The sequence below is a fragment of the Haemophilus sp. SZY H68 genome, assembly GCF_018829685.1.
Lineage (GTDB): Bacteria > Pseudomonadota > Gammaproteobacteria > Enterobacterales > Pasteurellaceae > Haemophilus > Haemophilus haemolyticus_K.
The window spans coordinates 429462-452878 of record NZ_JAHKKB010000002.1 but is presented as its reverse complement, the minus strand read 5'-3'; the positions used below and the strand labels follow the sequence as shown (position 1 = coordinate 452878).

25 protein-coding genes, 2 tRNA genes and 1 pseudogene are annotated in these 23417 nt (G+C 37.4%); 15 read left to right on the top strand and 13 right to left on the bottom strand.

All coding sequences use genetic code 11. The features are described from left to right. The first annotated feature begins 120 nt into the window (after positions 1-120). Complete coding sequence (gene rpsT / locus KP712_RS06125) at positions 121-384, top strand: 30S ribosomal protein S20 (protein WP_005548279.1); 264 nt, start codon at positions 121-123, stop codon at positions 382-384. Positions 385-438: 54 nt separating this feature from the next. Here the strand turns inward: rpsT and bamC are convergent, their stop codons facing one another. Beyond that, positions 439-1440, bottom strand: coding sequence for an outer membrane protein assembly factor BamC (gene bamC, locus KP712_RS06120; RefSeq protein WP_215770703.1), 1002 nt, complete (start codon positions 1438-1440; stop codon positions 439-441). A gap of 86 nt (positions 1441-1526) precedes the next feature. Then, the gene (dapA, locus tag KP712_RS06115; protein WP_215770702.1) at positions 1527-2423 is read right to left on the bottom strand and encodes a 4-hydroxy-tetrahydrodipicolinate synthase; all 897 of its coding nucleotides are present in this window, start codon (positions 2421-2423) and stop codon (positions 1527-1529) included. A gap of 100 nt (positions 2424-2523) precedes the next feature. Here dapA and bcp point away from each other — a divergent pair, with 100 nt between their 5' ends. The 4 genes from bcp (at position 2524) to KP712_RS06095 (ending at position 4831) form a co-directional block, all read left to right on the top strand. Further along, positions 2524-2991: a thioredoxin-dependent thiol peroxidase gene (bcp, locus tag KP712_RS06110; RefSeq protein WP_048952705.1), complete on the top strand. Its 468-nt coding sequence runs from the start codon at positions 2524-2526 to the stop codon at positions 2989-2991. Positions 2992-3154: 163 nt separating this feature from the next. Continuing rightward, positions 3155-3607, top strand: a complete 453-nt coding sequence (gene exbB / locus KP712_RS06105) for a TonB-system energizer ExbB (RefSeq protein WP_215770701.1) — start codon at positions 3155-3157, stop codon at positions 3605-3607. A gap of 3 nt (positions 3608-3610) precedes the next feature. After that, the gene (exbD, locus tag KP712_RS06100; protein WP_215770700.1) at positions 3611-4048 is read left to right on the top strand and encodes a TonB system transport protein ExbD; all 438 of its coding nucleotides are present in this window, start codon (positions 3611-3613) and stop codon (positions 4046-4048) included. A 9-nt stretch (positions 4049-4057) separates the two neighbouring features. Beyond that, entirely contained in the window at positions 4058-4831 is a 774-nt protein-coding gene (locus KP712_RS06095) for an energy transducer TonB (protein ID WP_215770699.1), read from the top strand. Positions 4832-4918: 87 nt separating this feature from the next. Here KP712_RS06095 and KP712_RS06090 read toward each other — a convergent pair whose 3' ends face one another. The 7 genes from KP712_RS06090 to mutY form a co-directional block, all read right to left on the bottom strand. Then, entirely contained in the window at positions 4919-5743 is an 825-nt protein-coding gene (locus KP712_RS06090) for a class II glutamine amidotransferase (protein ID WP_140529423.1), read from the bottom strand. A gap of 99 nt (positions 5744-5842) precedes the next feature. Beyond that, on the bottom strand, positions 5843-6223 hold the full coding sequence (locus KP712_RS06085) for a cytochrome b562 (RefSeq protein WP_215770698.1): 381 nt from the start codon (positions 6221-6223) through the stop codon (positions 5843-5845). 67 nt (positions 6224-6290) lie between these two features. Further along, positions 6291-6366, bottom strand: a tRNA-Asn gene (locus KP712_RS06080). A 2-nt stretch (positions 6367-6368) separates the two neighbouring features. Next, a tRNA-Phe gene (locus tag KP712_RS06075) sits at positions 6369-6444 on the bottom strand. 238 nt (positions 6445-6682) lie between these two features. Further along, positions 6683-7756 carry a membrane-bound lytic murein transglycosylase MltC gene (mltC, locus tag KP712_RS06070; protein ID WP_065265466.1) on the bottom strand — a complete coding sequence of 358 codons (1074 nt, stop codon included), beginning with the start codon at positions 7754-7756 and terminating at the stop codon, positions 6683-6685. Between the two features lie 14 nt (positions 7757-7770). After that, positions 7771-8043, bottom strand: coding sequence for an oxidative damage protection protein (locus tag KP712_RS06065; RefSeq protein ID WP_048952712.1), 273 nt, complete (start codon positions 8041-8043; stop codon positions 7771-7773). Then, the gene (gene mutY, locus KP712_RS06060; protein ID WP_215770697.1) at positions 8021-9157 is read right to left on the bottom strand and encodes an A/G-specific adenine glycosylase; all 1137 of its coding nucleotides are present in this window, start codon (positions 9155-9157) and stop codon (positions 8021-8023) included. The genes KP712_RS06065 and mutY overlap by 23 nt, the downstream gene beginning before the upstream one ends. A 173-nt stretch (positions 9158-9330) precedes the next feature. Between mutY and rpmE the strand changes: the two genes are divergently transcribed. The 4 genes from rpmE to KP712_RS06040 all read left to right on the top strand — a co-directional run bounded on the left by rpmE (position 9331) and on the right by KP712_RS06040 (position 12029). Continuing rightward, positions 9331-9543, top strand: coding sequence for a 50S ribosomal protein L31 (rpmE, locus tag KP712_RS06055; RefSeq protein ID WP_005625828.1), 213 nt, complete (start codon positions 9331-9333; stop codon positions 9541-9543). A 95-nt stretch (positions 9544-9638) separates the two neighbouring features. After that, positions 9639-10439, top strand: a complete 801-nt coding sequence (locus KP712_RS06050) for a glycosyltransferase family 25 protein (RefSeq protein ID WP_140450225.1) — start codon at positions 9639-9641, stop codon at positions 10437-10439. A 100-nt stretch (positions 10440-10539) separates the two neighbouring features. Beyond that, a complete protein-coding gene (locus tag KP712_RS06045) occupies positions 10540-11283 on the top strand; it encodes a DUF4422 domain-containing protein (RefSeq protein ID WP_140450226.1) in 744 nt (247 codons plus the stop codon). Next, positions 11283-12029 (top strand): glycosyltransferase family 25 protein, encoded by a 747-nt coding sequence (locus tag KP712_RS06040; RefSeq protein WP_215770696.1) that lies wholly within the window; start codon positions 11283-11285, stop codon positions 12027-12029. Before KP712_RS06045 ends, KP712_RS06040 begins: the two co-directional genes overlap by 1 nt. Before the next feature lie 38 nt (positions 12030-12067). Here the strand turns inward: KP712_RS06040 and hemN are convergent, their stop codons facing one another. From hemN to KP712_RS06020, 4 genes are all read right to left on the bottom strand, one after another. Next, entirely contained in the window at positions 12068-13435 is a 1368-nt protein-coding gene (gene hemN / locus KP712_RS06035) for an oxygen-independent coproporphyrinogen III oxidase (protein WP_215770695.1), read from the bottom strand. Then, positions 13435-13881: a DUF2489 domain-containing protein gene (locus tag KP712_RS06030; protein WP_204713549.1), complete on the bottom strand. Its 447-nt coding sequence runs from the start codon at positions 13879-13881 to the stop codon at positions 13435-13437. The genes hemN and KP712_RS06030 overlap by 1 nt, the downstream gene beginning before the upstream one ends. 3 nt (positions 13882-13884) lie before the next feature. Then, positions 13885-14445, bottom strand: coding sequence for a Der GTPase-activating protein YihI (gene yihI / locus KP712_RS06025; RefSeq protein WP_215770694.1), 561 nt, complete (start codon positions 14443-14445; stop codon positions 13885-13887). Between the two features lie 120 nt (positions 14446-14565). After that, the gene (locus KP712_RS06020) at positions 14566-16092 is read right to left on the bottom strand and encodes a catalase (protein ID WP_048952720.1); all 1527 of its coding nucleotides are present in this window, start codon (positions 16090-16092) and stop codon (positions 14566-14568) included. 249 nt (positions 16093-16341) lie between these two features. Between KP712_RS06020 and KP712_RS06015 the strand changes: the two genes are divergently transcribed. The 6 genes and pseudogenes from KP712_RS06015 to KP712_RS09185 all read left to right on the top strand — a co-directional run bounded on the left by KP712_RS06015 (position 16342) and on the right by KP712_RS09185 (position 23373). Further along, a complete protein-coding gene (locus KP712_RS06015) occupies positions 16342-17499 on the top strand; it encodes an EmrA/EmrK family multidrug efflux transporter periplasmic adaptor subunit (RefSeq protein ID WP_215770693.1) in 1158 nt (385 codons plus the stop codon). A 9-nt stretch (positions 17500-17508) separates the two neighbouring features. Next, positions 17509-19041 (top strand): DHA2 family efflux MFS transporter permease subunit, encoded by a 1533-nt coding sequence (locus KP712_RS06010; RefSeq protein ID WP_215770692.1) that lies wholly within the window; start codon positions 17509-17511, stop codon positions 19039-19041. 125 nt (positions 19042-19166) lie between these two features. Further along, a complete protein-coding gene (gene cas3 / locus KP712_RS06005) occupies positions 19167-21458 on the top strand; it encodes a CRISPR-associated helicase Cas3' (RefSeq protein ID WP_215770691.1) in 2292 nt (763 codons plus the stop codon). A gap of 85 nt (positions 21459-21543) precedes the next feature. Next, positions 21544-21813: a DUF262 domain-containing protein gene (locus tag KP712_RS06000; protein ID WP_215770690.1), complete on the top strand. Its 270-nt coding sequence runs from the start codon at positions 21544-21546 to the stop codon at positions 21811-21813. Between the two features lie 12 nt (positions 21814-21825). Continuing rightward, positions 21826-22230, top strand: a pseudogene (locus KP712_RS09170) (hypothetical protein); the annotation flags it as partial. A gap of 198 nt (positions 22231-22428) precedes the next feature. Next, positions 22429-23373 (top strand): HNH endonuclease family protein, encoded by a 945-nt coding sequence (locus KP712_RS09185; protein ID WP_308163122.1) that lies wholly within the window; start codon positions 22429-22431, stop codon positions 23371-23373. Positions 23374-23417: the final 44 nt, after the last annotated feature.

Sequence of the window (23417 nt, the reverse complement as noted above, 5' to 3'; positions counted from 1 at the left end):
ACTTTCGGTTGTGTCTCACCGAAATCAACACAAATTTTTCATTGACAAAAGTATAAAAAATCGGCATATTGACGCCCTTTATTTTGTCTATCAATCAACAGAAATTTTAGGAGTTTGACCTTGGCTAATATCAAGTCAGCAAAAAAACGCGCGGTTCAATCTGAAAAACGCCGCCAACACAACGCAAGCCAACGCTCTATGATGCGTACTTACATCAAAAAAGTATATGCTCAAGTAGCAGCAGGTGAAAAAGCAGCAGCTGAAGCAGCATTCGTTGAAATGCAAAAAGTTGTTGACCGTATGGCTTCTAAAGGCTTAATCCACGCTAACAAAGCAGCAAACCACAAATCTAAATTAGCTGCACAAATCAAAAAGTTAGCGTAATTTTTAGCTAGAAAGAATGAAAAATAAAACCGCACTTTAAAGTGCGGTTTTTCTTTATCTTGATATGATATTACTTATCGCCTGATAGATTTTTCTTGCATCATCTCCAGAGAGTGAATGCCCTTTTTCATCAGAGATAACCATTGAACTTTGTTTGCCATGATCCGAGATTTGCATATTGTAAATACCGTTATCTATTTTGGGGGATTCGATACCTAAGCGTAGCCAGTCTGCTTTATTTAAAGAGGAATATTTCAATTCGCGATATCCTCTGCCAGAGGTTTCAGATTTAATCGCAAAACCCACTTTAGGTAAGGCATAGCCTAATTTTTCCCATGCTTGGTTAAATGTCGTATTCATTGCTAAAGCGATTTGACCATTTAGATCTTGGATAATGTGCGATGAAATAGCCCCTACAGAAGCGTTAGATAAATCTTGCTGTTGTTTTGTATAAGCTGATGTTAATGCATATATGAGACGATTCAGACGATCAGAGGTATAACGCTGTTTTTCAGAGACACTTGGTGTGAAGATGATACCATCACGACGTGTTTGTAACACCGATACGGCAAGTGCACTAGAGCGGCGATCGGTAACATGCTCTATTTGATATTTAATTTCGACATTTTTATCTCCAATACGATAAGTTGGTGACCAATCCGTCGTTAAAACACTCCCCTGAACAGTGGATGAAATATTTTCTTCTTTCAGTAGACGTTCAACTTGCTTTAAATTATAGATGCTTGTTTGTTCTTCTGGATATACTATAAGGGCTCGTTCACCATCAAATTGTGTTAATGAATTTTGAATAATTGCTAATGGTGTTGACGGTGGACGAATATCGATATTTTCCCCTTTTTTGAAGGCAATATTAGGTAATGCATAAGTGTTGTCTGCAACAGGTAAGTTAACGCCTCCTGTTGCTAATGGAGAGAAACCTGGAATACTGGCTTCTGATTTTTGGAATGTATCATTAGCGGTTTTTAGCTTTTCTGGATCAGATGAACAACCACTTAGCACAACAGTTGCAGCCAAACCTAATATTATTTTTTTCATGTTTAGAATCCTATAAAATAAAAGAAAAATCAATAATACTTTTGCGATAATAAAAATATGGGACAATGATCTGCCCCTTATTTTATTTATAATAATCCCGCAAATTTTAATGCTTCTTCTACTTTGGGTTGAATGTTTTCGCTTAATATGGTTAGCGGTAAACGTAAGTGAGGAGATTTAATTAAACCTAAACGATAAGCTGCCCATTTAACTGGTATTGGATTGGATTCAATAAATAAATCATTATGTAAGCGCATCAGGCGAGCATTAATTTCTTCGGCTTTAGTAAAATCACCTGAAAGTGCATAACGACACATATCAGCCATATCTTTTGAAGCAAGATTATTAGTAACGGAAATAACCCCTTCAGCACCTAATTTCATTGCTTCTAAACTAGTTGCATCGTCGCCACTTAAAACAATGAAATCTTGACCTGCAAGTGCTTTAATTTTTGTTACACGACTTACATCGCCTGTTGCTTCTTTAATACCTACAATATTTTTAATCTGGGCTAAACGAGCAACTGTTTCAGGTTTCATGTCACTACCAGTACGTCCTGGTACATTGTAAAGAATTTGTGGTAGATCGGTACATTCAGCAATGGCTTTAAAATGTTGGTACATACCTTCTTGAGTCGGCTTATTATAGTAAGGCACGACAGATAAACAACCGGCGACACCACTATCGCGTAATAATTTTGTCATCGTTATTGCTTCACTAGTAGCATTTGCGCCAGCCCCTGCAATAATTGGAATACGTCCTTTCGCAAATTCTACTGTCTTCTCAATAACCTTTACATTTTCTTCAATACTTAATGTGGCAGATTCACCCGTTGTTCCTACAGAAACAAGCGCATTAGATCCGGCATCAATATGATGCTCAACTAATTTTTCTAAACAAGCAAAATCAATTTCGCCATAGTTATTCATTGGTGTGACTAGAGCCACAATACTGCCAGAAAATAAAGGATTTTGAGCTGACATAGAACCTCCGTTTATCTTTTTGATTTTATTATTTGGTATAGCTCTCTATAGTCGCTAAAATGGCTTTAATTTGCAAATCTTTTTTTCAAAGGAGTCTTTTATGAATAGATTGATTGCGGGAAACCAAGCACCGGCTTTTACATTATTGAATCAACAAGAAAGTCCTATTTCTTTAAGTGATTTTAGGGGGAAAAAAGTGCTTGTCTATTTTTATCCTAAAGCACTTACCCCTGGTTGTACGAGCCAAGCATGTGGATTACGTGATAGCAAGTCTGAGTTAGATGAATTAGGGCTTGTTATATTGGGGATTAGCCCAGATATGCCGAAAAAATTGGCGCAATTTATTGAGAAAAAAGCACTTAATTTTACGCTACTTTCAGATCCTGATCATCAAGTTGCAGAAATGTTTGGTGTATGGGGGGAGAAGAAATTTATGGGAAAAACCTATGATGGTATTCATAGAGTCAGCTTTTTAATTGATGAAAATGGAAAGATTATGCATGTATTTGATAAATTTAAAACTACAGTTCATCACCAAGTTATCGTAGATTATCTTAAAAATCTTTAAACCTTTTTCAAAACTTACCGCGCTTTATGTAAAGTGCGGTAAAAAAACATTATTTTTTAGTTCTATATTTACGTCTAATCCTAGCTTTGCTAAAATTCCTTAAGATTGAAATTAATTCTCAATTATATTTCCAATAAAATTCTCAAATAATAAGGACAGAAAAATGTTACAGCTTTTTGATTTTTTACAACAATACAGTGATTTTATCATTATTGGTTTACTGCTACTGATGAGTGTGACGATGCTAGCAATGGTAACCGAGCGTTATATTTTTTTACGTAAAGTTAATGTTGCGCATTACTCAACTATTCATGAGTTAGATATTGATTTGAATCGTAACATGACCATGATTTCAACAATTGGAGCTAATGCGCCTTATGTTGGATTACTCGGAACGGTTATCGGAATTTTGCTTACTTTTTATCAAATTGGCCACGGTGGTGGTGATATTGATGCAGGCATTATTATGATGCATCTTTCACTTGCGTTAAAAGCAACAGCATTAGGGATTCTCGTCGCAATTCCTTCTATGGTATTTTATAACGGTTTAGGACGTAAGGTAGAAGTTAATCGTTTGAAATGGAAAGTGTTAAACGAACCAAAAGATAAGGAATAGTCTGTGAAAAAATTTGATGAAATCAACATTATCCCTTTTATCGATATTATGTTGGTGTTACTTGCTGTCGTTTTGATTACAGCATCATTTATTTCTCAAGGTAAAATTCAAGTAAATGTGCCAAAGGCGAGTACTGCTGTGGCATTCAAATCTGACGATCTCGCTAAATTATTAACGGTTACAGCGGATAAACAACTCTATTTTAATGATAAACCTATTTCGCAAGAGGCCCTTGAGGCTGAGGTTGCACGTTGGAATAAGGATCAGAAAGTCACCTTAAAGATTGATGCAGAAGCATCTTTTCAGGATTTTGTAACAATCACAGATATGCTTGCTAAAAATGATATTAAAAATGTTGCGATTGTTTCAATGAAAGACAAAGGGCAGGGAAAAAGTGGTCGGGCTTCCGTCTCTACTCAATCTATTTCTACCGCACCTTAAGGAATCATTATGCAGCAAACAAAACGTTCGCTCTTAGGTTTGCTAGTTTCTTTGTTGGTACATGGCATTATTGTTGGTTTACTTTTATGGACTTGGAATAAACCAAGTGATAGCGCCAATAATGCCGCAGGAGACATTGCAACGAGCATTTCTATGGAAATGGTGCAGGGAATGGTTCTGGAAGAGCCTGCACCTGAGCCTCAAGATATGCAGAAAGAACCTGAGCCGGAGAAGAAAGAGGTTGTGGAGGATCCCACAGTGAAGCCTGAGCCTAAAAAAATTAAAGAGCCAGAAAAAGAAAAGCCTAAGCCTAAGGAAAAGCCTAAAGAAAAACCAAAGGATAAACCTAAGAAAGAGCTTAAACCTCAAGATAAGCCTATTAATAAAGATTTACCAAAAGGTGATAAAAATATCGATTCTACTGCGAATGCTAATGCAAAAGCGACAACAACGAGTACAGCTAATAGCAATGCTCAAGTAGCTGGTTCAGGAACTGATTCAAGTGAAATAGCTGCTTATCGTTCGGCGATTCGTCGTGAAATTGAACGTCATAAACGTTATCCAACTAGGGCAAAAATGATGCGTAAACAGGGTAAAGTCAGCGTATCCTTTAATGTTTCGGGTGACGGTTCATTAACTGGTGCACATATAACTCAGTCATCCGGTGATGAAAGTTTAGATAATGCAGCGCTTGATGCTGTGAATAGTGCGAGCTCTGTTGGTGCAAGACCTGCTGGATTCCCTTCGGGATTAAATGTACCGATTAGTTTTACGCTTCAGTAATAAAAATAAAGGTATATAGGATAAAATAAAAGTGCGGTTAAAATCAATGAAACTTAACCGCACTTTTTTATTCTGACTAGAAAATAGTTAGATCGTTCTATTACCTAATGTGCCATCATCAATTGCTGCTTTGGGTGTACCGATGACTTCAGCGATTTTATCTCCATTTTTAAAAAAAACAAATCCGCCATTTTCCATTTTTGTCCAGGTTTCATCTTTGGTAAGTGGAAAGGTTGTAATGATGTTTACCTTATCGCCCTCTTTCGCATAATCACTAAAATCAATGACGCCGTCGTCATCAATACGATGTGCTTTTCCAAAAGGCGCTTTTCGCATTAAATAATGCAGGTTAGTGGAGCAGTGCGCAATCATCCATTCACCATTGGATAAAATAAAGTTGAACGTGCCGTGTTGAGCTAGCTCTTTTGTCACTTTTTGAATTGCCTCAAAAATCTCCATTTCGCTAGGTTTTTGGCGGTAGGTATTTTTGAGATATTCTGCTAAATAACAAAAAGCAGCCTCAGAATCAGTAGAACCAATAGGTTGCAAAAAGTAGTTACTCATATCAGGTAAATTTTTTAAATTACCATTATGCGCAAATACCCAGTTCTCACCCCAGATTTCACGAATGAAAGGATGGGTGTTTTCGATATTAACATCACCTTGAGTTGCTTTACGAATATGAGCAATAACGTTTAGTGATTTAATCTTGTATTGTTTGACGCAATCTGCAATAGGCGAGTTACTTGCAGGATGATTATCACGAAAAACACGTACGCCACGCCCTTCAAAAAAAGCGATACCAAAGCCATCAGAATGGCAATCTGTTAACCCTGCACGACGACGAAATCCCTCAAAAGAAAAGACGATATCCGTTGGTGTGTTGCAGTTCATTCCGAGTAATTGACACATAGTTTAGATATATAACCCCATAATATGTATTGATTTAACACCATTATAGGGGGGATTTCAAGAGAAGTGCGGTGAATTTTTATAATAAAACGTTACATTTTATTCCTTATATAACTTATGGTACATTTGTCGTAATTCTGACATTTCATATAGCTTTGTTTTAGCCGCATCAAGTTTGCCTTCTTTAGCTAAATTAGAGGCCTCTGTGGCTACATCAATCACTTTTTGAATACCTTGTTGATAACCAGGAAATTGAGATTGATCTCCGTTCCATTTTGTCGGCATGGTTACTTTTGAGTGTTCGGCAGCATTAATAAATGCGCTTATGTTATTTTGGAATTCTTCTGATGAAGAGGCTTTTGATGCTAATACTAAACGTTGGGACATAATCATCATTTCGTCACGAAGATTAATAGGATTTGTTGCAAAAGTGGAAGAGGCAAATACAGCAAGGCCCATAAACGCAAAAAATTTTTTCATTTGTATACCCTTAAAAAATAAAAGATAGCAAAAAGCCGCTAAATTTCTTTAGCGGCTTTTTAGAATTTGGCTCCTCCTGCGGGACTCGAACCTGCGACATATGGATTAACAGTCCACCGTTCTACCGACTGAACTAAGGAGGAAATGGTGCCTCGAGGCGGAATCGAACCACCGACACGGGGATTTTCAATCCCCTGCTCTACCGACTGAGCTATCGAGGCGTTATCATTATCGGCTACTGCCTGACAACGGAGCGTATTAAACTATTTTTTCGAGAGTCGGTCAATAACTAAATTTAAAAAAAATGAAAAAACTGTTTTATTTGGATAGTTAATCATCAAAGTGTTTATTAAAACAACTAAAATTCATAACTTGCTTATTCATTTCACAGTCATCTTTTTATAAAAAATGCTCGTTGAAACGGTTCAACGAGCATTTGGTTATGATTAAAGGATTGTATTATCGTCTTACACGGAATTTTTTCTGTGCTTGATCTACTTTTAATAGGTAATTTCGTGCTTGAGCAGATGGATGAGCTGTTGTCAGAATGCGGAAAACTTGTTCCGGATACATTTGATTGATTTTATAAATCGCTTCATCTTTATCATTATCAAATACACGCAACACCGCACCAGCACCACTATTATAAGCAGAAATCATAGCAAAGCGTTTTGATGTCGGATTGGTAATGCCATCTAAATATTGGTTTTGAAGAAGCCATAAATAAGAGACGCCCGAATCAATATTATTTGCTGGATCGTATAAATAATGCTCTGATGGCTGCCCACTTTTCCCTTTCATAGCAAATACATCACGGCCCGCAGTGCGTGGAACAACTTGCATTAAACCAATAGCATTTGCATAGCTAATTGCATAAGGGTTAAAGCTTGATTCTGTTTGCATAATACCTAAGATCAGGCTTTCATCAATGCCATAACGTTCAGAGGCTTTACGAACTAATGGTAAATATTTCTGAGCGCGGACTTCCACGTGGTTTGCAATCATAGGAATTGCAACAAATTGCACGGTATGACCATTTTGTAGGCGGCGTGTTTGTAATTTATTTTGGATCAAATAAGTTGCAAAATTACTTGCAATAAATTGGTTTGCAATTTGCTGACCTTGGTGGTCTACCACCTGTCCTAAAAGAAACGGACGAGAGCTAATGGGAACATCACCTGAGGCAAATAAATCAATTCCTTTTGCATCTGCTCCCATTAATAACGTATGAACAATTGCATTATGTAAACGATTAAGGTCTTGTTGTGTTTCAATGACAATATTACCTTCATCAAAACTTACGTGGCTACGTGTATAAAAAGAATCGGTATATTTTACGTAATCTTTACGGCTAGCCACTAATAATTCATTTACACCCCAAATACGATCAATATTATGTGAGAATTGTCCAGTAAGAATGTCTAAACCTTGTGTATCTTTTGCAAAGGCTTCATCGTAATTAATACTGCGGTTCGGAGAGTCGCTACAAGCATATAAAAAAGGCAGTAATGCTAATAATAAATACTTTTTCATTGTGTTACAGGCAATTAATTTGATGGTGGAACATAACCTTCAATATGCACATCTTTTCCTTCAAACAAAAAATTGATCATTTCTTGTTCTAATAATTTACGATGCTCGGTATTCATCATATTGAGTTTTTTTTCATTAACCAGCATTGTTTGTTTTTTAATCCATTCTCCCCAAGCCTGTTTGCTGATTGAATCAAAAATACGTTTTCCGAGTTCACCAGGATAGAGCTGGAAATCTAAACCTTCTGCTTCTTTTTTAAGATATTCACAAAATACTGTTCTTGCCATAATGATTCCTTACAAATTGAATTAAAAGATTTTTTACCGGTTGAGCAAGCCCGATCTGTTCAGGATTTTTCGGATCATACCAATATTTGACCGTACTGGATAGATTTGATTGATATTCTTTTGGGTTTTCCGAGATTTTACGCCAATCATAGTTTTCTTGTTCAATATGTAAATTATCATTAACTTTTGCGTAAATTGGGTGAATATCTAAATGAAAATGACTAAAAGTATGTCGAAAACTTGGCCAGGCTTGATAATGGGAAATACCTTCTTGTATGAGGTGGTTCAATAACGTTAATTTATCCTCAAATTGAGGAAAGCAAAATAATCCTCCCCATAACCCCGAATTTTCTCTTTGTTCTAACCAAACTTTTCCTTTGTTTGATAATATTAAAAAATAGGTCTCTTTTTCTGGTATCGTTTTTTTAGGTTTTTTATTTGGAAATTGCCCCCAACTTTCATGTTTATTCGCCAAACAATCCTTATTTAAAGGGCAAAGTTCACATTTTGGTTTTGATCGTGTGCATACCATTGCACCAATATCCATCATCGCTTGGTTAAAGTCAGCAACGTGTGTTACAGGCGTGACTTGTTCAGCTAAATGCCACAGGTAATTTTCCACTTTTTTTTCACCCGTCCAGCCTTCCACTTCAAAATAGCGGGCAAGTACACGTTTTACATTACCATCTAAAATCGGGTAAGGTTGATTTAAAACGGAAGATAAAATCGCACCCGCTGTGGAACGCCCTATGCCAGGCAATGCCCATACTTGTTCAAAATTAGTTGGGAAATTCCCATTAAATTCATCCCGCACTTTTTGGGCTGCTTTATGTAAGTTACGTGCGCGCGCATAATAGCCTAAGCCCGTCCATAAATGTAAGACTTCGTCTTGTGATGCATTAGCAAGTGCGGTAACAGAGGGGAATGTTTTTATAAATTGCTTAAAATAAGGTATAACAGTGGCTACTTGTGTTTGCTGTAGCATTACTTCAGAAAGCCATACGCCATAGAGCGTTTTATCTTGTTGCCAAGGCAAATTCTTACGCCCGAATTTGTCGTACCAAGCCAAAACAGATTTGGCAAAAGAAGTATGGATTGAAGATTGTGCTTGCATAAGGAAAAGCTTTGTTAAGAATGTTTTTGATTCTACACTAAAATGGGGCTTGTTTATCTATGTTTTTTCAGTATAATTCGCAGTCTATTTGGTGCCAAATATGGCGTGTTATTCACTCACGCGGTGTAGGGAGAAAGTTCTTATAGCGGCGTGGCTTCATTTTGAGGTTTTCTATGAAACAAGGTATTCACCCAGAATATAAAGAAATCACGGCAACCTGCTCTTGCGGTAACGTGATCAAAACTCGTTCAACTTTAGGCAAAGATATCAACCTTGATGTGTGCGGTAACTGCCACCCATTCTACACAGGTAAACAACGTGTTGTAGATACTGGCGGTCGTGTTGAACGCTTTAACAGCCGTTTCAAAATCCCAAGTACAAAATAATTTGAACTTGCTTCGAAACCCTGCCAAATGGTGGGGTTTTGTTTTATCCGAAGAACGTATAAAATAGATAAATCTAAATTGAATAAGCAATACCTATGCATACCAATTATGTTATAAGCCTTTCATCTGCTTCTCAACGTCGAGAACATATCATCAAAGAATTTGGTAAACATCATATTCCTTTTGAGTTCTATGACGCTATAACCCCATCAGAGTGCCTTAATCAACTCATTCAAACTTATTTACCAAATCTTGCTCATGCTAAACTTTCAGAAGGGGAGAAAGCGTGTTTTATGAGTCATTATATGCTATGGAAAAAATGCATAGATGAAAATCTTCCTTATATATATATTTTTGAAGATGATGTATTGCTAGGTGAAGATGCTTATTCATTTTTAGCTGAAGATGAATGGTTAAAGGAGCGATTTACTTCAGATGATAGTTTTATTTTGAGATTTGAAACTCATTTAATGCCAGTTGAGCCGGATTTCGAAAGAAGGAAAGTAATAAAGAAAATATTTAGGAATAGAGAAATTAGACTGCTTGAGAATTTTCATTATGGTACAGCAGGTTATATAATAAATTATAATGCAGTAATAATGCTTTATGATTTATTCAGGGAAATTGAAATTAATGATATTAAACCAATAGATGTTCTAATGTTTAATGATTTTTTAAAAAGTTCAAAATTGAATATTTATCAATTAATCCCTGCTTTATGTGTGCAGGATACTATTTTGAATAAAGATAATGCAAGTTTGAATAGCATGATATCTAGAAATAAGATGAAAGGAAATAGATTGACTATATTAGAGCTTATTTCTAATTTAATAGATAAGCCTAATAGGATGAAGAAAAAGAAATTGGCAAAATTAACAATTGTTAAATTTAAGTAGTTTAAATTTTTTAATATTTTATTGTGCAATCCTGGATTTTAAATTTAGTTATTAAAAAATAATATATCATATATATAATATAAATTATAGGAGTAAGATTGTGAAAGATAAAGATGTAAAAATTTTTATTGCTACTCATAAGAAATTTGATATGCCAGAGGGGATTGATAGAACTGTTTATCTACCATTTCAAGTTGGAATTGGAGATGATCTAGGATATATGAGAGAGAATAATAGGAATAATATTGCAGAGAAAAATGCTAATTTTTGCGAATTAACATTGCTTTATTATATATGGAAAAATATTTATTCAGATATAATAGGATTGGTTCATTATAGAAGATATCTTTTTAAAAAAAATAAGTTTAAAAAGATAGGTCCTTTTTATATACCTTGTAAGCGCTATTATACTATTCTTGATAGGAAGGATATTCTCTCCATCTTAAATAAATATGATGTGATTTTACCTAGGGTTAATAATATTTTTGAGAAAAGTATTAAAGAGCAATATGGTTTGACCCATCATATTGATGATTGGAATATAATTTCTGAAATTGTATCAGAGAAATACCCAGAGTACATAGGGGATTTTAGAATAATAGAAGATGGAAAAAAATTTTATGGCTGTAATATGTTTATTGCAAAGAAGGAGATCATTACCCCTTATTTTGAATGGGTTTTTGATATATTGTTTGAAGCTGAAAAAAGATGTGATATCTCAGATTATTCAGATTATCAAAAGCGTATTTTTGGTTTCTTATCTGAAAGGTTATTTACAATTTGGCTTCACCATAATAGAAGCTCTCTTAAGATTTTTGAAACAAAAATGAGATTAATTGAGTAATGATAAGTCTACCAATATACATCATCAACCTAGAAAAATCTACCGATCGTAAAGCTTATATGCAGGCTCAGTTTGATCAATTATTTTTGGATAACCCAGAACAGGCTATTCATTTCTTTAAGGCAATTAATGGAAAAGAAAATCCGAATCACCCCTTATTCCAACGTTATAATGAGAAGAAGAGACTGAATGTGAAAGGGTATCCACTCACACTCAATCAACTAGGGTGTTATGCTAGCCATTATTCAATGTGGGAAAAATGTGTTGAGTTAGATAGTCCTATTATTGTATTGGAAGATGACGCCAAGTTTAAAGATAATTTTCTAGATGTGCTTGATTTTATTAATAGTGAGAAAAATACCTTTGAGTTTTTTTGGTTACAGCCTGATCGTTTAAAAAATAAAAGAAAATTAGTGGCGGATTTTGGGCATTTCTCTGTTTATCAATTTAGTAAAGGTTTTATTGGTGCAACGGGTTATTATTTAACGCCTAAAGCGGCTAAGAAATTTTTAGCGCAAAGCCAAGAATGGTATTTAACTGTGGATGTGACAATGGATCGTTTTTTTGAAAATAAAGTCCCACCTTATGCAATTGTACCGTTTTGCTTAGAGGCAGATTATGAAATTGAATCAACTATTTTTGAAAAGCAGAAGAAAATCAAGACATTAAAAACAGTGATTGCAAGAGAGTTATTTAATATTAGTACAAGTATTAAAAGGAATATTTATAATTTGTTGCATCCATAAATGACAAAGTGCGGTAAAATTTTTACCGCACTTTTTTGTTATATTATTCTTGAAAATTGCTGACGTTTTGCTGCTTCACGTGAGTAAGTATCAAAACACAAACAGATGTTACGAATTAATAGCCTTCCTTTTGGCGAAACTTGGAGACCCGTATGAGTGAGTTTGATGAGCTCATCATCGATTAATGGTTTTAATAGTGCTAAATCTTCGGCAAAGTGAGTGGCAAACGGAATGTTATATTGCGCCTCGAACGGTGAGAAATCGAGTTTAAAGTTACAAATTAATTGTTTAATAACATCACGACGTAAGCAGTCTTCTTGTGTTAATGCTAAACCTTTATGTAGAGCATTGCCTTGTTCTTCAATGAGGGCATAATAGCGCTTTAAGTCTTTTTCATTCTGTGCGTAGGTATCACCCAATAAGCTAATAGAAGACACACCAAGCCCTAATAAATCACATTCTTCTTGCGTTGTGTAGCCTTGAAAGTTTCGGTGCAATACGCCTTGGTCCTGCGCAATGGCAAGTTCATCATGGGGTTTAGCAAAGTGATCCATACCGATAAATTTATAACCTGCATTACCTAGTGTTTCGATCGTTTTTTGCAAAATGGTTAGTTTTGTTTCTGGTGCTGGCAGTTGATATTCTTTAATTTTTGCTTGTCCTGGTACGCGACTTGGTAAATGCGCATAATTAAAGACACTTAATCGATCTGGATTGAGTGCAATTACTTTTTCAAGAGTGAACATAAAACTTTCTACAGTTTGTAATGGCAAACCATAAATTAAATCAAGGTTAGTTGATTGAAAGCCTAATTCTCTAGCGTGATCTAACAATGCATGAATAAAATCTTCATCTTGTTCACGATTTACCGCTTTTTGCACATCTTTATTAAAGTCTTGTACACCCATGCTCATGCGGTTAAAACCAAGGTGACGTAGATGATCAAGCATAGAAAGTTCAATTCTACGAGGATCGATTTCAATTGAAATTTCAGCTGTCTCAGATATTGTAAAATGTTTTTTTAACATTGCCATTAAACGAGCTGATTGGATTTCACTCAGATAGGTGGGGGTACCACCACCCCAGTGAATTTGGGTAACGAGACGATGCTTAAATAATGCTGAGCGAGCACTAATTTCTTTTTCAAGGTAATCTAAATAAATATCAGCCTTATGTTGATGGCGAGTGATCACTTTATTACAGGCACAGAAATAGCAGAGCTGGTGGCAAAAAGGAATGTGAACGTATAAAGAGAGCGGACGATTTGGGTAGCGTTTTACGGCAGCTTCAAAATCTTGCTCTGTATAATTTTCATTAAATTCTAGGGCTGTTGGATAGGAGGTATAACGCGGGCCTGATTGGTTGTATTTTTGAATAAGTGCGCTATCCCAAATAATTTCTGACATTAAATCACTCCAATCTGTTTAATATCGTCTAAAAACTGACGTAATTCTTCTTTAATTTCGTGTTCAAATTTGGCTTCGGCTCTTTCACGTGCTAAATCTAAACGCATTCTTTCTTTTTTTTCTAATTGTTTGCGAGCATCATGAGTTGGCATGTTATGTACGATTTCATGTAATTGCGCCATACTGGGGTATGGAGTAAGCGTTTTACCAAAGGGCATTAATAGCATGGTAAGGCGAATTACACCTTCTGAGTGATTACATTCGCCAGACTGCATTGCTCGAGCAATGATATCAATACTTTCCTTTAAGCGGGCTTCCCTTATCGCTTTGGATTTAGCTATCATAATGTTTTGTTGTTTTAGCTGTTTTAGTAAACGAATTGCATATCCACTTAACCCTAGAACAACAATAAGTGCAACAATACTTAAAATAATGATCCAAATCATAGATTATCTAAATTGATTAATATCAATACGTTCAAAAGTGCGGTATAAATCATCTTCGTTTTCGTCTTCCTCTTCGATGCCTAGTTCTTCCATTAATTCGGCAATTCTTTCGAGACATTCATCCACAAATTGTTGATCTGCTTTGGTAATTGCTTTACCTTCATCTAAGGCATCTAATAATTCATTCAGAATCTCATTATTTTCAAGCTTTTCAAGCTCTTGCATTGGATCTAACTTTTTCGCCTGTTTTACGACAGGAATCGTTTGTCCTTTTTCTGGTTTATTAACAAATTCCACAATTAATGGTACTTTTTTCTTGCTACCAATTTTAGGATCTTTAATTTCTTGTTGGATTTTATTCGTTTTATCTTCTATTGCGCTATGACGAGAACCTGATGCGAAACCTTTATGTTTTCGTTTTTTCTTATCTTCACGTGCTTTAGCATCTAATTCATAACGTGTGAGTTTTTTTCCTGGGCGAGAGTTGGGGATTTCGGGTTTCTTATCCGCCTTACGGATTGGCATAACATCAGTGATGCGACGTGTTTTTTTCTTACGAGCCATTCATAGTTCCTTTTTATAAAATTTTGCGGATTGTATCATTTTCATGTCTAAATTTATAGGCAAATAAAAAACGGAAGCACGTCACTCCCGTTTTTCTTTATCAGTAAAAACTGATTACAATTATAGCAATCCACCTTGTCCTAATGCGGGATCAGTATCACGAGCTTTTAATGCATCTTCTACTGTTAATCCTAATGCTTTTGCAACACCTGCGCCGTATGCAGGATCACACCAGTGACAATTACGGATATGACGGTATTTGATGAAGTCAGGCGCATCCCCCATTGCCGCTGCAGTATTATTAAATAATGCTTGTTTTTGTTCAGCATTCATTAAGTTAAATAATGCACGTGGTTGGCTGAAGTAGTCATTATCATCTTGGCGATAATCCCAGAATGCAGCATCACCATTAATACGAAGAGGTGGTTCTGCAAAATCAGGTTGTTGTTGCCATTGGTTGAAGCTGTTTGGTTCATAGTGTGGTAAACTTCCGTAGTTACCATCAACACGGCCTTGACCATCGCGTTGGTTGCTGTGTACTGGACAACGTGGACGATTAACCGGAATTTGACGATAGTTTACTCCTAAACGATAACGCTGTGCGTCGGCATAGTTGAATAAGCGTGCTTGTAACATTCTGTCTGGGCTTGCACCGATACCTGGAACTAAGTTGCTTGGTGCAAAAGCGGATTGCTCTACATCAGCAAAGAAGTTTTCTGGATTACGATTAAGTTCAAATTCACCTACTTCAATTAATGGATAATCTTTTTTCGGCCATACTTTTGTTAAGTCAAATGGGTGGTAAGGCACTTTTTCAGCATCAGCTTCAGGCATGATCTGTACAAATAGTTTCCATTTAGGGAAGTCACCGCGTTCAATTGCTTCATATAAATCACGTTGGTGGCTTTCACGATCATTGGCGATGATTGCAGCAGCTTCTGCATCGGTTAAATTTTTGATACCTTGTTGAGTATGGAAATGGAATTTAACCCAGAAGCGTTCGCCAGCTTCATTCCAGAAACTATAAGTGTGTGAACCATAACCATGCATATGACGATAACTTGCTGGAATACCACGCTCGCTCATTACAATAGTAACTTGATGTAACGCTTCCGGCAATAATGTCCAGAAATCCCAGTTGTTCGTTGCTGAACGCATATTAGTGCGAGGATCGCGTTTTACTGCTTTGTTTAAGTCTGGGAATTTACGTGGATCACGTAAGAAGAATACCGGAGTGTTGTTACCCACTAAGTCCCAGTTACCTTCTTCAGTATAGAATTTTAATGCAAAACCACGAATATCACGTTCAGCATCGGCTGCACCTCGTTCACCCGCAACAGTGGTAAAGCGCGCGAACATTTCTGTTTTTTTGCCAACTTCACTGAAAATTTTTGCACGAGTATATTTAGTAATATCGTGTGTGACAGTAAAGGTACCAAAAGCACCAGAACCTTTTGCATGCATACGGCGCTCAGGAATTACTTCACGCACAAAATCTGCTAGTTTTTCATTTAACCATAAATCTTGTGCAAGTAATGGGCCGCGAGGTCCTGCTGTTAAGCTGTTTTGGTTATCGGCAACAGGGGCACCGTTACCCATGGTAAGATTAGAGCCACTTAAATGTGAAAAAGGACATTGAGAACTCATAGAATACTCCTTGTAAAGTAAATAATCGTTTGGTTGAAATAAATTTCTTGGGTATCATACAGAAAGGTTTCGACGATTGAAATCTATTAAATCAATTCAAAAAAACTATTTTAAACTTTATTTATATTGAGTTCCTTTTTATAAAGTTTCATAATGAAGCACTTCGATCTTCGATAGCGTTTAAAGATTAGCTTTAAATTTTTTTAATGAGTTAATTTTTGAGCGCTATTCCTAATTTAGGATTAATTTATGGCTGAAATTAAACAATCTGATATTCCTAATCAGGCAAAACGTAAAAAAAGTCTCGGTATTTTTATCGTTATTTTACTTATTTTAAGTATCACTTGTGCTTTGTATTGGTTTTTCTTCTTGAAGGATTTTGAAGAAACAGAAGATGCTTATGTGGGTGGAAATCAAGTAATGGTGTCATCACAAGTTGCGGGTAATGTAGCGAAGATTAATGCTGACAATATGGATAAAGTCCATGCAGGTGATATTCTAGTTGAATTGGATGATACGAATGCAAAACTTAGTTTCGAACAGGCCAAAAGCAATCTCGCCAATGCTGTGCGCCAGGTAGAACAACTCGGTTTTACTGTGCAGCAATTACAATCAGCTGTGCACGCTAATGAAATTTCTTTAGGTCAAGCACAAGGCAATTTGGCGCGCCGAGTTCAACTTGAAAAAATGGGCGCAATTGACAAAGAATCTTTCCAACACGCAAAAGAGGCTGTCGAGCTTTCTAAAGCAAATTTAAATTCTTCTAGAAATCAATTAGCTGCTAATCAGGCTTTATTGAGTAACGTTCCATTACGTGAACAACCGCAAATACAGAACGCAATAAATGCGCTTAAACAGGCTTGGTTAAATTTACAACGTACAAAAATTAGAAGTCCAATTGATGGCTATGTGGCGCGTCGTAATGCTCAAGTTGGGCAAGCTGTTTCAGTGGGTGGCGCATTAATGGCGGTGGTATCTAATGAGCAAATGTGGTTAGAAGCTAACTTCAAAGAAACCCAATTAACGAATATGCGCATTAGCCAGCCGGTGAAAATTCATTTTGATTTATACGGTAAAAATAAAGAATTTGATGGCGTGATAAATGGCATTGAAATGGGGACTGGCAATGCGTTTTCTCTTTTGCCTTCACAAAATGCTACGGGTAACTGGATTAAAGTGGTGCAACGTGTACCTGTGCGAATTAAATTAGATCCACAACAATTTTCTGAAACCCCATTACGAATTGGTCTTTCTGCAACGGCAAAAGTAAGAATTGCAGATTCATCTGGTCCAATGTTACGAGAAAAAGCAGAACCGAAAACTTTATTTGCTACTGATACGCTTAAATATGATGAAAGTGCGGTAGAAGATTTGATCGAATCTATTATTCAGCAAAACAGCCATTAAGGCGGCGTTATGGAAAATTCCGCAAAAAAATTCCCGCCTATTCAAGGTGGCGCCCTAATTTTATTGACGCTGGCTTTATCTCTCGCCACCTTTATGCAGGTATTAGATTCTACCATTGCAAATGTGGCGATTCCGACTATTGCGGGCGATCTTGGTGCATCTTTTAGTCAAGGTACGTGGGTAATTACTTCTTTTGGTGTGGCAAATGCGATTTCTATTCCAATAACGGGTTGGTTAGCAAAACGTTTTGGCGAAGTGCGGTTATTTTTAGTTTCAACTTTTTTATTCGTTGTATCTTCTTGGCTCTGTGGGATCGCAGATAGTCTTGAGGCATTAATTATTTTTCGTGTCATTCAAGGTGCTGTCGCAGGCCCGGTGATCCCTCTTTCGCAAAGTTTATTACTAAATAATTATCCACCAGAAAAACGCGGAATGGCATTGGCATTTTGGTCAATGACTATTGTCGTTGCGCCTATTTTTGGCCCAATTTTAGGCGGATGGATTAGTGATAATATCCATTGGGGATGGATCTTCTTTATCAATGTTCCGATTGGTTTATTAGTTGTGCTAATCAGCTGGAAGATTTTAGGTAGCCGAGAAAGTGAAATTGTTCATCAACCTATTGATAAAGTCGGTTTAGTTTTACTTGTCTTAGGCGTGGGATGTTTGCAATTAATGCTTGATCAGGGCCGTGAGCAAGATTGGTTTAATTCTAATGAAATCATTATATTAGCCGTTGTTGCTGTCGTTTGTCTGATTGCCTTGGTTATTTGGGAATTGACAGATGACAATCCTGTGGTGGATATTTCGCTTTTCCATTCTCGTAATTTTAGCGTAGGGTGTTTATGTACTAGTTTAGCCTTTTTGATTTATCTAGGTTCTGTGGTATTAATTCCGCTTTTGCTACAACAAGTCTTCCATTACACCGCGACGTGGGCAGGGCTTGCGGCTTCCCCAGTTGGATTATTCCCAATTTTGCTTTCACCGATTATTGGGCGTTTCGGTTATAAGATCGATATGAGAATTTTAGTGACGATAAGTTTTATTGTATATGCAATAACATTTTATTGGCGAGCGGTGACTTTCGAGCCATCAATGACTTTTGCTGATGTGGCTTTACCACAATTAGTACAAGGTTTGGCTGTGGCCTGTTTCTTTATGCCACTTACTACAATAACGTTGTCTGGCTTGCCTGCGCATAGAATGGCTTCTGCGTCTAGCTTATTTAATTTCTTGAGAACTTTAGCGGGTTCTGTAGGGACATCTTTAACCACATTTATGTGGTATAACCGTGAAGCTGTTCATCATACTCAATTAACAGAACAGATTAATCCTTATAACCCAATTTCCCAAAGTTTTTATCATCAAATGAATCAATTTGGTTTAAGTGATACCCAAACTTCAGCTTACCTCGCTCAACAAATAACATCGCAAGGATTTATTATTGGTGCAAATGAAATATTTTGGCTATCAGCTATGGGATTCTTAGGATTGTTTATTGTGATTTGGTTTGCAAAACCACCTTTTGGCGGGCGTCATTAGTATCATATTATTCAAAATTTGAATGATTTAACCTCAAAATTTATCAATGTAAACATTGTTGAATTAAAAGAGGATTAGGAGTAGATTAGGTCAAATAATAATCATAAATATAAAGGATTATTTTTATGCCTGCTAAGCTTCTGTACTACGCCCATTCTGCACAAGACGAACTCAGCAATCTTTTACCTTACGAACATTGGCAAACCTTACAAAGCCATTCGGTAAATGTTGGAGAAATGGCGTCGGAGTTTGCTCAGGTATTTGGTGCGCAGGAAATTGCCTGCCAGACGGGACAGCTGCATGATTTGGGGAAATATTCAGAAGCCTTTAATCACCGATTGCATGGTGGCCCATCAGTCGATCATGCTACTGCCGGAGCCAAAATTGCTGTTGAGCGTTGGGGAAATGTGCTCGGCAAGTTGATGGCGTTTTGCATTGCGGGGCATCATGCAGGGCTAGCCAACGGGAGCGGTGAAGGTGATAACCGCCGCACATTGAAACAGCGTCTAGCCTTGCAATTTGGCGAAGATATTCCCGCCCTTGATAACCTGTGGCAACAAGAAATCAAGCTCCCTCAAAACCTGTCCGCACCGCCACTCAAAGCTGACGCGCATCATCCTTTTTTCTCCTACGCCTTCTTCACCCGAATGCTCTATTCCTGCTTAGTGGATGCCGATTATCTCGATACCGAAGCCTTTTATTTAAACCTAGAAAACAACGCCGTCGAGCGCGGCGGTTATCCCGATTTAAACGCCTTACAACGCAATTTCAATCAATTTATCAACTATTTCAGACGACGTATCGCCCAAGCTCCAGAGCAAACTGAAGCCGAAAAACGCAATGCCGCCTTAAACCGCCTGCGCAGTGAAATTCTCGATCATGCCGTAGAACAAGCGGCACAACCGCAAGGGCTGTTCACGCTCACCGTGCCGACCGGAGGCGGTAAAACCTTCACTTCCATGGCGTTCGCGCTGGAACACGCCAAACGGCACGGAATGCGGCGCGTCATTTACGTCATCCCGTTCACCAGCATCATCGAACAAAATGCCGCTGAATTTCGCAAAGCCTTTGGCGAATTGGGCGAACAAGCCGTGTTGGAACACCACAGCACCTTCGACGACGGCAAACTGCAAAATGAGGCCACCAAAGATAAATTGCGCCTTGCCTCGGAAAACTGGGACGTGCCGATTGTCGTGACCACCGCCGTGCAATTCTTCGAATCCCTCTTTGCCGACCGCTCCTCGCGCTGCCGCAAACTGCACAACATCGCAGGCTCCGTCATTATCCTCGATGAAGCGCAAATGCTGCCGCTCAATCTTTTGCTGCCCATCATGCAAGCCATCAAAGAATTGTCGCAAAATTACCGCTGCAGCGTCGTCATGTGCACCGCCACCCAGCCAGCTGTGCAAGCTGAAAACGGCTTCTATCGCGGCTTTGAAAACGTGCGCGAAATAGCCCCAAAACCGACCGCACTTTTCGACAAACTGCGCCGCACCACCGTGCAACACATCGGCAAACAAACCGACGCCGACCTGCTCGCCAAACTTGGCGAACACCCGCAAATGCTCGTCATCGTCAATAACCGCCGCCACGCCCGCAGCCTGTACGACCAAGCCAAACACCTTGAGGGTACGTTCCACCTGACCACCTTAATGTGCGCCAAACACCGCAGTCAAAAGCTCGATGAGATCAGAGGTCGTCTGAAAAGCGGAGAACCCTGCCGCGTCATCGCCACCTCCTTAATCGAAGCCGGCGTTGATGTGGATTTTCCGCTAGTAATGCGCGCCGAAGCAGGTTTAGACAGCGTTGCCCAAGCCGCAGGACGTTGCAATCGCGAAGGCAAAAGGCCGTCTGAAAACAGCTTTGTCTGGATATTTACGCCAGAAGAACAATGGAAAGCCCCGCCTGAACTTGCCGCCCAAGCCGCCGTTATGCGCCTGACCGCCGATAGCTTTTCAGACGACCTCTTATCCACCCAAGCCGTCGCTGCCTACTTCGCCGAGCTTTATCAATTAAAAAGCAGCGAACTGGACAATAAAAAAATCCTTAAAATGCACAACGATACAGGGCAAAGCCTCGATTTCCCATTCCAAACCATCGCCGACAAATTCCGCATGATTGAAAGCCATATGCAGCCGCTGATTATTCCCTTCGATGGTGAGGCTGAAAACCTCATTAGCAGCCTGCACCACGCCGACCACATCGGCGGACTCTTACGCAAACTGCAACTCTACACCGTCCAAATCCCCAAAAATGCCCTCGCCGCTTTGTATAAAGCAGGGCGTATCGAACCAATTAATGAGAAAAACTTCGGCAAACAGTTTTATACGCTGATCGGGCTGGATTTGTATGATGATGTGGCGGGGTTGAGTTGGGAGGATAATGTTTTTATCAAAGCTGAAAATTCAGTATTTTGATTAAAGCAAGATGATAAAATAAGTATAAATCAGTATGGTTTAATGCTCGTTTTATATATTTATTAACTTAACTAAAGGAAACAACATGGATATTTCTCCAGACAAACAAAATATAGATAAAGTTTTTAGTAATACTCAATACTATATTGATTTTTATCAACGAGAATATAAGTGGACAAAAGAACCTGTAAAGCGGTTGTTAGATGATATTTTTTATAAATTTAATGAAGTCTATCAACAGAATAGTAGTTTGCCCCCTGATGAACAGGTTATCGATAGTAAATATCCTTGGTATTACTTGAATACCTATGTAACCAATACAATAGATGGACGTGTTTATGTTGTAGATGGATAGCAAAGGCTAACCACTTTAACTTTAATATTGTTAAATTTGCATCATAGGGCTGCTGCCTATGACAGCGAATTGTCTGATTGGGTAAAAAATAAAATATTTGGACAATCAGGCTATAAAAAAACTTTTTGGATGAGGCATGAAGCTCATTTGGCAACGTTGGAAGCATTGTTTAAAGAAAAGATTGATGACGCGCCAATAGATAGCGGATTAACAGCCGATAATATGGTTAAGAACTATAAGGAAATCAAATCTTGGTTAGATCAGAATATAAAAGAAAAACATCAATTAGAAACATTTATATTTTATTTTTTACGTCGCTTGGTGTTGATTAATTTATCTGTAGAACAGACAGACGTTCCCATGGTATTTGAAGTCATTAATGACCGTGGGGTACGTTTAAAGCCTTATGAAATTCTAAAAGGTAAACTGCTTGGGCAAATTGATAAGATTATATTGGATAAAAAACAATATAACCAACTTTGGGAAGATAAAACGCGTGCAATTAATAAGTTATCTGATGATGAAACCGATCGTTTTTTCCGTTTTTATCTAAAAGCTCGTTTTAGCCAAAGCCGTAGTGATGCCAAGCGTTATGATGGTGATTATCATCGATTAATGTTTTCAACTGAATTTCAACAAAATTTGAAACTTGATCATAATCCGCAAGGGGTTATGGATTTCTTAGATGAAGATTTTACTTATTATGCTGATTTGTATGTGAAATTATCAACTCATCTTAAAAAAGATGAGGTAGGTGGATTTGCGTTTAATCGTTTAAATGATATTGATGGTGTGCTTTTGTTAGGGCTATCTGCCTGTAAGATTAATGATGAGAAAGAAGAGGAGAAGATTAAGAAAATTGCACTAGAAACAGATAGATTGTTTTCTTTGTTGCAACTTCAGAGCGTTTACGAAAGTAATAACTTCCAAGAGGCACTACATCGAATTGCTGCAACTATTCGCAATGCTGATAACGACGAAATTATCCGTTGTGCGTTTGATAAAGAGTTAAAAGACGCATTAAAAGATAAAACAACGTCTGATGAATCAATGATCTATTCCTTGTTTAAAACAACAGGAGATAATTTAAATACTCGTTTTAAACGCTATTTCTTTGCGCGGGTAGAAGGTTTTCTTGCTGAACAATTTGATGTCAAAATGCGACATACTTATGAAGATTTAGTTACAAAAACAGGCGCAAAAAATGGATTTCATATTGAACACATCCTATCTCGAAATGAAGAAAGTCAAAAACATTTTGAAGATGAAGATACTTTCCTTGTGGAGCGAAATAGACTAGGTGGAATTTTGTTATTAAAAGGAAAAGACAATATTTCTAGTAGCAATGAAATCTATCAGCAAAAATTAAAAACTTATTCAGGGACTTTGCTTTGGAACGAAACATTGAGAGAGGATTTTTACAAGTCAAATCTTGATGTGGAACGGTTTAAGAAGGAACATAAGTTGGATGAATTGAAGGCAATTAATGAATTTGATGCAAAAGCACTAGAAGAACGCCATATTTTGCTGTTTAAAATTGCCAAAATGATTTGGGCTTAGTTGAAAATATTCCATCAAGAAGCAAAAGTGCGGTCATTTTCCCC

Bases quoted from the DNA above. Each gene is read 5' to 3' on its own strand.
- bamC (WP_215770703.1), bottom strand. From the start codon at position 1,440: ATGAAAAAAATAATATTAGGTTTGGCTGCAACTGTTGTGCTAAGTGGT.
- dapA (WP_215770702.1), bottom strand. From the start codon at position 2,423: ATGTCAGCTCAAAATCCTTTATTTTCTGGCAGTATTGTGGCTCTAGTC.
- bcp (WP_048952705.1), top strand. From the start codon at position 2,524: ATGAATAGATTGATTGCGGGAAACCAAGCACCGGCTTTTACATTATTG.
- exbB (WP_215770701.1), top strand. From the start codon at position 3,155: ATGTTACAGCTTTTTGATTTTTTACAACAATACAGTGATTTTATCATT.
- KP712_RS06095 (WP_215770699.1), top strand. From the start codon at position 4,058: ATGCAGCAAACAAAACGTTCGCTCTTAGGTTTGCTAGTTTCTTTGTTG.
- KP712_RS06090 (WP_140529423.1), bottom strand. From the start codon at position 5,743: ATGTGTCAATTACTCGGAATGAACTGCAACACACCAACGGATATCGTC.
- KP712_RS06085 (WP_215770698.1), bottom strand. From the start codon at position 6,223: ATGAAAAAATTTTTTGCGTTTATGGGCCTTGCTGTATTTGCCTCTTCC.
- mltC (WP_065265466.1), bottom strand. From the start codon at position 7,756: ATGAAAAAGTATTTATTATTAGCATTACTGCCTTTTTTATATGCTTGT.
- KP712_RS06065 (WP_048952712.1), bottom strand. From the start codon at position 8,043: ATGGCAAGAACAGTATTTTGTGAATATCTTAAAAAAGAAGCAGAAGGT.
- mutY (WP_215770697.1), bottom strand. From the start codon at position 9,157: ATGCAAGCACAATCTTCAATCCATACTTCTTTTGCCAAATCTGTTTTG.
- rpmE (WP_005625828.1), top strand. From the start codon at position 9,331: ATGAAACAAGGTATTCACCCAGAATATAAAGAAATCACGGCAACCTGC.
- KP712_RS06050 (WP_140450225.1), top strand. From the start codon at position 9,639: ATGCATACCAATTATGTTATAAGCCTTTCATCTGCTTCTCAACGTCGA.
- KP712_RS06040 (WP_215770696.1), top strand. From the start codon at position 11,283: ATGATAAGTCTACCAATATACATCATCAACCTAGAAAAATCTACCGAT.
- hemN (WP_215770695.1), bottom strand. From the start codon at position 13,435: ATGTCAGAAATTATTTGGGATAGCGCACTTATTCAAAAATACAACCAA.
- KP712_RS06030 (WP_204713549.1), bottom strand. From the start codon at position 13,881: ATGATTTGGATCATTATTTTAAGTATTGTTGCACTTATTGTTGTTCTA.
- yihI (WP_215770694.1), bottom strand. From the start codon at position 14,445: ATGGCTCGTAAGAAAAAAACACGTCGCATCACTGATGTTATGCCAATC.
- KP712_RS06020 (WP_048952720.1), bottom strand. From the start codon at position 16,092: ATGAGTTCTCAATGTCCTTTTTCACATTTAAGTGGCTCTAATCTTACC.
- KP712_RS06015 (WP_215770693.1), top strand. From the start codon at position 16,342: ATGGCTGAAATTAAACAATCTGATATTCCTAATCAGGCAAAACGTAAA.
- KP712_RS06010 (WP_215770692.1), top strand. From the start codon at position 17,509: ATGGAAAATTCCGCAAAAAAATTCCCGCCTATTCAAGGTGGCGCCCTA.
- cas3 (WP_215770691.1), top strand. From the start codon at position 19,167: ATGCCTGCTAAGCTTCTGTACTACGCCCATTCTGCACAAGACGAACTC.
- KP712_RS06000 (WP_215770690.1), top strand. From the start codon at position 21,544: ATGGATATTTCTCCAGACAAACAAAATATAGATAAAGTTTTTAGTAAT.
- KP712_RS09185 (WP_308163122.1), top strand. From the start codon at position 22,429: ATGTTTTCAACTGAATTTCAACAAAATTTGAAACTTGATCATAATCCG.